Below are 7743 nucleotides of genomic sequence, written 5' to 3'. Positions count from 1 at the left end.
CAGCCCCGAGGCGCGAGCAGCGCAGGGAAGTCGGCCCGCCAGGGTCGACCCCGGAACCATGAGCCCGGTGGCGGCACAGGCTGCAGGGCCTCACGAGCAAAACCACCAAAGGCTGCTTCGTGCTGCCAGCCGCCCTACGCTCAGACTTGGTGACGCGGCGACGCGAGGTGGAAAGAAAGAAAGAAGAAAGAGTGAAGCAAGTCGATAGGCCGGATTCTGTGCAAGACCCGACCCTTGCGGGTCCGGTCCTGTGACCGCCATTCCTCTGGGCCGGACATCGCTGCCCGGCTCGGTGCCACCTACCCGCCCGCTCTGCGAGCCGCATCAATACGGGCCTACTTGGTGTTGCTGCGCGTAGAGATTGCCCGTTTCACCCGATCCCGGAGGCTGCGCTTCCGGTCCCGCCAGGCTTGCGCCCGGCACGTTTGATCGACTCGTCTCTGTTGCTCTGATCCTCGGCTCACGCCGGACAGCCGTTAGCTGCTACGCCGCTCTATGCAGTCCGGACCTTCCTCCAGTGCCATGTTTCCATGCTCGCACCAGCGGCGGTCTGACTTGCTTCACGGACGCATTATCCCTGATGGCGCACACGGCATAAGCTCATCACGAAAACAGTGAAGGCTGGGCGCCAGCTCAGGCTAGCATTTGCGCTTCCCCCGGAAGGAGCCCCGCGCCATGAAAGTCAACAACATCCTCGCCACCATTGGCAACACGCCCCACATCCGCGTCCAGCGCCTGTTCGGCGCTGACGCCCAGGTCTGGATCAAGTCCGAACGCAGCAACCCGGGCGGCTCCATCAAGGACCGCATCGCACTGGCCATGGTGGAAGACGCCGAAGCGCGCGGTCTCTTGCAGCCGGGTGGCGTCATCATCGAGCCGACCTCGGGCAACACCGGCGTCGGCCTGGCCATGGTGGCCGCGGTCAAGGGCTACAAGCTGATCCTGGTGATGCCGGACAGCATGTCGGTGGAACGCCGCCGCCTGATGCTGGCCTACGGCGCCAGCTTCGACCTGACCCCGCGCGAAAAAGGCATGAAGGGCGCCATCGCCCGCGCCCAGGAACTGCTGAGCCAGCATGAGAACGCCTGGATGCCCCAACAGTTCGAGAATCCGGCGAATATCGACATCCATGTGCGGACCACCGCCCAGGAAATCCTGCGCGACTTCCCCGAAGGCCTGGATGCACTCATCACCGGCGTGGGCACCGGCGGCCACATCAGCGGCTGCGCCAAGGTGCTGAAGGAACACTGGCCGCAGCTCAAGGTCTTTGCGGTCGAGCCCTCGGCCTCGCCCGTGATCAGCGGCGGCGCGCCAAGCCCGCACCCGATCCAGGGCATCGGCGCCGGCTTCATCCCGGTCAATCTGAAGACCGAATTGCTGGACGGCGTGATCCAGGTCGAGGCCGAAGCCGCGCGCGAGTACGCGCGCCGCAGCGCCGCGCAGGAAGGTTTGCTGGTGGGCATCTCCAGCGGCGCCACCCTGGCCGCCATCGCGCAGAAGCTGCCCGAGCTGGGCGCTGGCGCCCGCGTGCTGGGCTTCAACTACGACACCGGCGAACGCTATCTCTCGATCGAGGGCTTCCTGCCGGCTTGATGGTAGGCGCCTGAGTCGCGCAACAAATACAAACAAGCAGGGCCCGGGATCGCAACACGCGGGCCCGGGCCTTGTCATTGGAAGAAGCGAAATTCCGTGCGCTCAGTCCTGCTCGCCCTCGCCGCTGGGCGTGTCGTTGTCTTTGCTGGCCTGGCGGGCCAGTTGCGCTTCCAGCGGCCGCAGGGCGTCGATCAAGGCTTCGGGCGGCTTGGGCTCAACCAGTCGGAAGGACGGCGGCGGCAAGGCGCTCAGGTAATTGGGGCCGAACCAATGCTGCTGCTCCAGGCGGCGCGCCACGGTCAGCACCATCACCGTGGCCAGGCCGGCCGTGATGGCCAGGGCCAGCCAACGCCGCCCGCGCGGCCACACCAGGATGGCATGCCACCACAGCAACGCGGCCACGCCCGCCGGAAAGACCAGCGCATCGACCACGAGCAAGCGCGGCCAGCTCAGGGCATAGGCGAGCAGCGGCAGGCCAAAGCTCAGCAGATGCAGGCCCGTCACGCCCACCAGCGCCCGGCGCAGATGGGTGGCGAAGGGAAAGCGATGCTGGAACAGCTGCGTCACCAGGGACCACAGCGCCGCCCAGCCCAGGATCACGGCCAAGGGGCCGAGCACGGCGCCGCTGTAATCGACCCACGGTGAACCCGGATTGAGCGCCGACCATTGGTCAAACCACAGCAGGCCCAACCAGAGCGCCAGCAGGCCTGGCACCCAGCCGGCCGCCACCTTGGCGGCCCGTTGCTGGTGGGCCTGCATGGGCTGCTCGGCGGCCAGGCGCTCCTCGCTGCTGCGCCAGCGCAGGTGCGTGGCACCCAGCTGGAAGGCCGCGGCGGGCTGCAGATCGGCCACTTCGCCCTCGCGCAGGCGGCGCTCACCCAACCAGCCGCCGTTGAGGCTGGGCAGCAGGCGCAGGCGCGGGCCTTGATCGTCCCAGAGCAGTTGGGCATGTTCGGCCGCCACATGGCCGTCTTCCAGCACCACATCGCAGAGCACCGAGCGGCCGATCAGGGCCGGCCACTGCTGCACCCGCTGGACCGAACGGACTTCGCCGTCGCGGCCCAGCACCTCGATCACCGCGGTGCGCTGGGGCTGTTGCTGCTGCTGTTCTTGTCGTTGTTCTTCTTGGCGGTCCATGCAAAACCTTCCAGGTAATGGGCGCTCAACTTCAGCGCATTGTCGAAGCTGACGCCGCGGGCGTCGAAGCGGCCCAGTGCGCCTTCGGTGCTGGCGTCCACCGTGGTGACCAGCACGCTCAGGTCATGCAGACCGCTGAGCTTGCGGTAGGCACGCAGGCACACCACGGCGCGCAGCGGCAGGCCGGCGCGGTCGACAAACTCTTCCTTGCAAAACGGCGCAGTGCGGTCCTTGTCATCGCGGCCCAGGCGCTCGTTGCGGAAGCTGCCCGAATACTGCTTGGCAAAGCGGATGGCGCCGAGCTTGGCGCCGTCGTAGGCCTCGTGCGACATGTCCAGGTAGCCGGTCTGCATGGCATCGCTGACAAAGACGGCGTGCTCCATGCGGCATTGCGAGCGCTGGAACTCCAGGCCCTTGGTGTCAGCCGGCGTGCCGCGGCCCCAGCAGCGCATGAACTGCTCCTGAGGCACCGGCAGCTGATAGCGGCTGTGGCCGGCCGAAGCCCAGGGCTGGGCCACGAAACGCGTAACCAGCTCGTCCTGGTAACGCAGCAGCTGCTCGCGCAGGCGCGGCCAGGCCGGCGCACTCAGGGGCTTGGCCGTGCGGCTGCGCTCAAACAGCTGACGGGCAAACTCACCGGGCACCAGAAAGCTCATCTGCTGGGCAAAGAACATGGCCGAGACATTGACGCCGACCACGCGCCCGTCTTCGTCCACCACCGGGCCGCCGCTCATGCCCGAGTTGATGCTGCCCGAGTAATAAATCAGCGGATCGAAGCTGCGCTCGACCAGGCCGTTGAAATTACCCTCGACCACGGCAAAGGCCACATCGTGCGGATTGCCCATCGAGTAGATACGGTCGCCCTTGGCCAGCGGACGGTCGGCCGGACGGAAGCTCAAAGCGCCCCGCCCTTTCAAGGCACCGGCGGGCGCGCGCAGCAGCGCCAGATCGCGGCGCACATCGAAGTCGAGCAGCTCCAGCTGTCCCTCCTGCCCCTCGGTCGTGGCGTAGCGCAGGCGGTAACGCTCAGGCTCCAGGGCGAACTGGCTGATCACGTGGTAGTTGGTCAGGACATGGCCGTCTTCGCTGACCAGAAAACCCGAGCCCACCGAGGCCTGGCTGTCCTGGGTCTTGAGCAAGGTGCGGATCTGCAGCAGCTGGGCGCGCGTGCCCTCGTAGACGCGGCGCGCCGTGGCCGACACGGCGGCCGGGGCAGAAGCAGCAGGAGCAGCAGCAGCCGGCGGCGGCGTCACGGCCGGCGACGGAGCCGCCGAGGCAACACCGAGCAGCCCCCCAAACATGAGGCTGCCCATGAGCCCCACGAGCGGCCGAAGCAGGCGCGCCGAGGGCTGGAGGAGAAATCGGAACAAGTGGAACCTCCCAAGGTTCAGAGAAGCGGCGATGCTAGCCGGTTTGTACCCGCACGCCGGGGCGGAACACCCCGGGGTCGGCATAGAAATCCGCGTTTTCATTGGCCGGCCACCAGCCGGGCACACCCAGCACCGGCAGGGGCAGGAAAGGTTTGTGCCGCAAGAACTCCGGCGCCAGCCAGGGGCCACTCGCGTCTTGCGCATCGGCCGCCTCGGGCAGGATCAGCACATGGGCGCAGATGGGCTTGCGCGGCTGCAGCAGCTTTTCCATCAAGGCATGGCCCACCAGCTGCAGCCGAGCCTGGGCCCAGAGCGGGCGCAAGCGGCCGAACAGCGCGGTCCAGTCACGCTCACGCAGAGCCGCCCGCAGCGGCTCGGGCGCCTGCAAAAAGGCGGCGTTCTCATCCAGCAGGGTCAGGGCATCGCGCAGCGGGCCACGCTGCGCCTGCACGCCGCCGCTCTCGGTCAAGGCTTGCAGATGGAGTGCGTTGAGCCGGGTCTTGAGCCCGGGCCAGTGCAGCCAGACCAGGCCGTTGAACAAATCATGGGCGTTGTCGCGCGTGGGCACGCAGGCGCTGCGGTGGATGAAGGCCTCGTAGGCCTCGCCCTCGGGCAGCTCATCCTGGGCCACAAAGCGCAGCGGGCCGGCCTCGAGCAAGACCGGGGGCCCCGCGCGCAACTGGGCATTGAGCGCCTCGGCCACGCAGGCGCCGGCGGCAAGATCGGCCGCCAGCGCCAGCCCGCGTGCGCGGTAGGGCGCCAGCCAAGGCGTGGACCAATCGATGCCGAAATCCAGCGACGAACTCAGAGCAGTTTCCAGCCCAGGGTTTCGCCGCCGCGCAGGGGCTTGAGTTCGGCCGCACCAAAAGGCACGGCGCTGGGCAGAGTCCAGTCCTGCTTGACCAGGGTGACCTGGCCGCTGTTGCGCGGCAGCTTGTAGAAGTCGGGCCCGTTGAAGCTAGCGAAGGCCTCCAGCTTGTCCAGCGCGCCCATGGCTTCAAAAGCCTCGGCGTACAGCTCCAGGGCCGAAAGGGCGGTGAAGCAGCCGGCGCCGCAGACCGAGTTTTCCTTCATCTGCGAGGCATGCGGCGCGCTGTCGGTGCCGAGGAAGAACTTTTTGCTGCCCGAGGTGGCAGCCTCGATCAAGGCGCGGCGGTGCAGCTCGCGCTTGAGCACGGGCAGGCAGTAGTAGTGCGGGCGCAGGCCCCCGGTGAAGATGGCATTGCGGTTGTAGAGCAGGTGCTGGGGCGTCAGCGTGGCGGCTGTGAAGTCGTCCGCGCTGGCCACGTAGTCGGCCGCTTCCTTGGTGGTGATGTGTTCGAACACCACCTTGAGCTCGGGCATGTCGCGGCGCAGCGGCTGCATCACGCGGTCGATGAACACCGCCTCGCGGTCGAAGACATCTATCTCGGGATCGGTCACCTCGCCGTGCACCAGCAGCAGCAGGCCGGCGCGCTGCATGGCCTCCAGGGTCTTGTAGGTCTTGCGGATGTCGGTCACGCCGGCATCGCTGTTGGTGGTGGCACCGGCCGGATACAGCTTCAGGGCGACGACGCCGGCGTCCTTGGCGCGCTCGATCTCCTCGACCGGGGTCAGGTCGGTCAGATACATGGTCATCAAGGGCTGGAAGTCCAGACCCTCGGGCACGGCGGCCAGGATGCGCTCGCGGTAGGCGATCGCTTGCGCGGCCGTGGTCACCGGCGGGCGCAGATTGGGCATGATGATGGCCCGGGCGAATTGACGGGCTGTGTAGGGCAGCACGCTTTGCAAGGCCGCTTCGTCGCGAACATGCAGATGCCAGTCATCGGGCCGGGTGATACTCAAGGTCTGAGCCGCCGCCGAGACGGGGGCAGACGAAGAGGAAGCTGAAGGAGTGGAGGAGGAAGTTGTGTGCGCCATGCCCGTGATTGTCCCAAATCCTGCCCGGCGTGCCGAGCATGCCGCCACGGCGTCTTGAAGGCCCTGCCCCATGTCTCAGCACCGCACACCTGACCCCGAGCTGCAGCGCAGCTACACCCTGCTGGACCAGGGCCAGCTGGCCGAAGCCCGCCGCCTGGCCCAGCGATGCCTGGAACAGGCCCGCGAGGCTGGCGACGAGCTTGCCAGCAGCCGCGCCAGCATTGCGCTGGGCCTGATTGCCGCCTACGACTCGCGCCACGAAGAGGCCATGCAGCTGCTGCTGCCCCATGTGCCGGTGCTGGAGGCGACCGAGGCCCGCAAGGAGCTGTGCCGCGCTTACAGCGTGCTGGGTTTTTCGCTCGGCGTGCTGGGCGACCCGGAGCGCGGCCTGGAATGGGCCAGCAAGGCCCTGGCCCTGGCCGAGCAGCAACAGTCCTCGCGCGAGCTGGTGCGCGCGCAGCTGAACCGGGCCGTGCTCTTCAACCAGATGGGCGACTGGCAGCGCGCCGAGCTGAGCCTGCGCGCCGGCATCGAAGAAGCACAAGGCCATGGCTACGGGCCCTCGGCCACGGCCGGCCTGTCCAACCTGGCGGAGATCCACCTGAGCCAGGCCCTGCGCTGCCGCGAGCGCCACGACGACGCCGGCGCTGCGCGCCACGCCCAGGATGCCGGCCATTGGTACGAGCGAGCCATCGAGTCCTGCATCATCCATGGCCTGGACAACATCCTCGGCGAGGCCTACGCGAAACTGGCCCGCGCCCAGGTGCTGCAAAGCCAGATGACCGGCGTGCCCGGTCTGCTGCAGCGAGCGGCCGGCCTGTCCAGCGACAGCCCGGTGCTGCGCGCCGAGATCAGCCTGACCCAGGGCATGGCCGCCGCCGAAAGCGGCCGCGAGCAAGACGCCCGCCACGCGCTGGAGCATGCGCTGCACATCGCCCAGGAATGCCACGAACCCGATCTGGTGCACCAGGTCTTGTTCGAGCTCAGCCATCTCGAGCGCAGCTACGGCCATCTGCACGCGGCGCTGCAGCGCTTCGAGGAACGCCACCATCTGATGATGGAGCATTTCAAACGCCGCCTGCGCATGGTGGCGCGCAGCGCCGAAGTCTGGGCCGAGGCGGAGCAAGCGCGGCTGGCGGCACGCGCCGCCATCGAGCGCGAGGCCGAGCTGATCCGCAGCCAGAACGAGCTGCTGGCCCGCGCCGCCCAGCTGCAGCAGGACGCCATGTGCGACGGCCTGACCGGCCTGCTCAACCGCCGCGGCCTGGAGGCCCAGGCCCGCACGCTCTGGGGCCCGGGCCAGAGCGACAGCCCGCTGAGCCTGGCCGTCATCGACGCCGACCATTTCAAGCGCATCAACGACGACTGCGGCCACGCCACAGGCGATGCCGTGCTCAAGCAACTGGGCCAGCTGCTGCAACAGGACATCCGCGCCAGCGACGTGCTGGCACGCATGGGCGGCGAGGAGTTTGTGCTCGTGCTGCCCGACCGCACGCTGGACGAAGCCCAGCGCATCTGCGAGCGCGTGCGCCAACGCGTGGCCGAGGGCAACTGGCAGCAGTGCGGCAGCCACCTGCCGGTCAGCATCAGCATCGGCCTGAGCCAACGTCAGCCGGGCGACGACCTGGAGACCCTGCTGCGCCGCGCCGACCAGCTGATGTATGCCGCCAAAACCGCCGGGCGCAACTGCGTGCGGAGCAGCCCGGGCAGCGAGACCTCCTGAGTCTGGATGCTGGGGCGGGCT

General features: G+C 68.0%; 6 protein-coding genes and 1 other RNA gene. 2 read left to right on the top strand and 5 right to left on the bottom strand.

The annotated features are described in order from the left end of the window. Positions 1 to 189 precede the first annotated feature (189 nt). Positions 190 to 562, bottom strand: an RNA gene (gene rnpB / locus AC1Q6P_RS10425) — RNase P RNA component class A. A 113-nt stretch (positions 563 to 675) separates the two neighbouring features. Here rnpB and cysK point away from each other — a divergent pair. Beyond that, a complete protein-coding gene (cysK, locus tag AC1Q6P_RS10420; protein ID WP_492663808.1) occupies positions 676 to 1593 on the top strand; it encodes a cysteine synthase A in 918 nt (305 codons plus the stop codon). A 102-nt stretch (positions 1594 to 1695) separates the two neighbouring features. On the opposite strand, the gene AC1Q6P_RS10415 is transcribed toward cysK, so the two are convergent. Genes AC1Q6P_RS10415 through pyrC form a run of 4 tightly spaced genes read right to left on the bottom strand, consistent with a single transcriptional unit; the run spans position 1696 to position 5999 of the window. After that, positions 1696 to 2730: an FHA domain-containing protein gene (locus AC1Q6P_RS10415; protein WP_492663807.1), complete on the bottom strand. Its 1035-nt coding sequence runs from the start codon at positions 2728 to 2730 to the stop codon at positions 1696 to 1698. Continuing rightward, the gene (locus AC1Q6P_RS10410) at positions 2667 to 4100 is read right to left on the bottom strand and encodes a S1 family peptidase (RefSeq protein WP_271010350.1); all 1434 of its coding nucleotides are present in this window, start codon (positions 4098 to 4100) and stop codon (positions 2667 to 2669) included. Before AC1Q6P_RS10410 ends, AC1Q6P_RS10415 begins: the two co-directional genes overlap by 64 nt. A gap of 34 nt (positions 4101 to 4134) precedes the next feature. Further along, positions 4135 to 4896 carry a DUF3025 domain-containing protein gene (locus AC1Q6P_RS10405; RefSeq protein WP_492663815.1) on the bottom strand — a complete coding sequence of 254 codons (762 nt, stop codon included), beginning with the start codon at positions 4894 to 4896 and terminating at the stop codon, positions 4135 to 4137. An 8-nt stretch (positions 4897 to 4904) separates the two neighbouring features. Further along, positions 4905 to 5999, bottom strand: a complete 1095-nt coding sequence (gene pyrC, locus AC1Q6P_RS10400) for a dihydroorotase (RefSeq protein WP_492663806.1) — start codon at positions 5997 to 5999, stop codon at positions 4905 to 4907. Positions 6000 to 6069: 70 nt separating this feature from the next. On the opposite strand from pyrC, the gene AC1Q6P_RS10395 reads away from it, so the two are divergent. Next, a complete protein-coding gene (locus tag AC1Q6P_RS10395) occupies positions 6070 to 7722 on the top strand; it encodes a diguanylate cyclase domain-containing protein (RefSeq protein ID WP_492663805.1) in 1653 nt (550 codons plus the stop codon). Positions 7723 to 7743 lie beyond the last annotated feature (21 nt).

Source organism: Roseateles sp. GW835-FHT13E02, assembly GCF_058794035.1.
Note: the sequence above shows the minus strand (reverse complement) of the source record. Positions and strands in the feature narration are given on the sequence as shown.